2 protein-coding genes are annotated in these 1433 nt (G+C 59.7%); both read right to left on the bottom strand.

The genetic code is table 11. The annotated features are described in order from the left end of the window. Positions 1–255: 255 nt before the first annotated feature. On the bottom strand, positions 256–903 hold the full coding sequence (locus tag EKD03_RS18215; RefSeq protein WP_129633872.1) for a hypothetical protein: 648 nt from the start codon (positions 901–903) through the stop codon (positions 256–258). Between the two features lie 68 nt (positions 904–971). Continuing rightward, a partial coding sequence (locus EKD03_RS18210; RefSeq protein WP_153188307.1) for an RNA-guided endonuclease InsQ/TnpB family protein occupies positions 972–1433 on the bottom strand: 462 nt, incomplete at its 5' end.

Raw genomic sequence — 1433 nt, 5'->3', positions numbered from 1 at the left:
GGCATACGTGCATCACCTATTCGTAGAAAAATACAACGATAGGCGATTTTTAAAGTTTATGTACTAGCACAACCCCCATGTTTATGTAGTATAGCACACAAATGCTGCAAACAGGCATATGGTTCGTAACCACTTGACCGTTCGCCGCTGTATGGCCCTCACCCCCAGCCCCTCGCCCGTGGGCTTCACCCACAACAGATATAATGGGCTTTCCGCTACTCCCATCCCTCTGCGCACCTCTGCGGTCAATCCCCTCTACCCACCATCACCCGGCGGATGCTGCGCCCGTTGTGCCGCGCAGATGTGGCGCAACCCGGCCAGACGCGGGCCAAGTGCAGCGACAAGATCGTCCTCCCCGGCGTGCTGGGCCTGCGCCAGCAACGCCTCGGCGGCACTGAGCAATGGGTCTTCCAGTTCTGCCGGGAGTTGCTGCCAGAAGGCTACCATCGCCTGGTTATCTTCGACCTGGAGCAGAGTTTCAATGAGTGACCGCATCAGCAACTCCGGGTGCGCAGCGAGAAAGTCGCTATAGGCACGGGCCAACTCTGGGTCGGCTTCGAGTGCGTGTTGCAGCGACTCAGCATTGGTGACACCCGCAGCGGCGAGGCGGTCTTGGAGATCAGACAGCGTTGGTTCCGGCGCTTCAGGTTGATCCGCGAGCCACGTAGGCAATGGCGCAGCCACCAGTTCTGCCCAGAGCGCATCAAAATGATCGCCATGATCGTGGCGAAACTCGCGCAGCAAACCTACTGTCTGCTCTAGGTAGTGCTGATGCCCCATTTGGGCAAAGATATTAAAGGCACGCAGGCCACACTCCAAGGCGCTCCGGAGATGCTGCTGGTTCTGCGCTTCAGGGAGATCAACTAACTTGCGGTGCAGGATAAGGAGATTTCCTTGCGTCATCGCATAGTCCAGCGGCGCATGCTCCGGGGTCAACTTACCGCAGGGGCTAAAGCCCCACGGCTTGTACCTCACTCCTGATGCCGAGGCACCGGGACGGATACGATTGGCTGGTTGACAGGCAGCCCGCCAGTAGGAGATCTACCCCCACGGGCATGGTACGTGGCCGCAATATTCCGCGCCGCGTTGAGGTCGGCATGCAACTCGAAGCCACACACCCGACACACGAACCGGCCACGGGAACGGCGGTTGTTGCGGGCGATATGCCCACAGCAGCTACAGGTCTGCGAGGTATGCCGGGGATCGACCCCAGCCACCGTACACCCCCGTCCCTCGGCTTTGTACGCGACAAATCCCTTGATCTGCGCAAATGACCAGCGATGCACCCGGCGGCTGGTCTTCGTCTTCTTGCGGATCTTCGACCGCTTACGGATGTCGGTCAGGTTCTCCAGCACTATCGTTGCGCCGGGCTGCACCGACTGGACAATCTGCTTGGAGAGGACGTGATCGCAATCCCGCCGGAAGCGGGCCTG

Source organism: Candidatus Oscillochloris fontis (assembly GCF_004138135.1).
Taxonomy (GTDB): Bacteria; Chloroflexota; Chloroflexia; order Chloroflexales; family Chloroflexaceae; genus Oscillochloris; species Oscillochloris fontis.
This window is presented reverse-complemented; position numbering and strand designations above follow the sequence as displayed.

Excerpts from the sequence above, each read along its gene's own strand:
- EKD03_RS18215 (WP_129633872.1), bottom strand. The coding sequence starts at position 903 with ATGACGCAAGGAAATCTCCTTATCCTGCACCGCAAGTTAGTTGATCTC.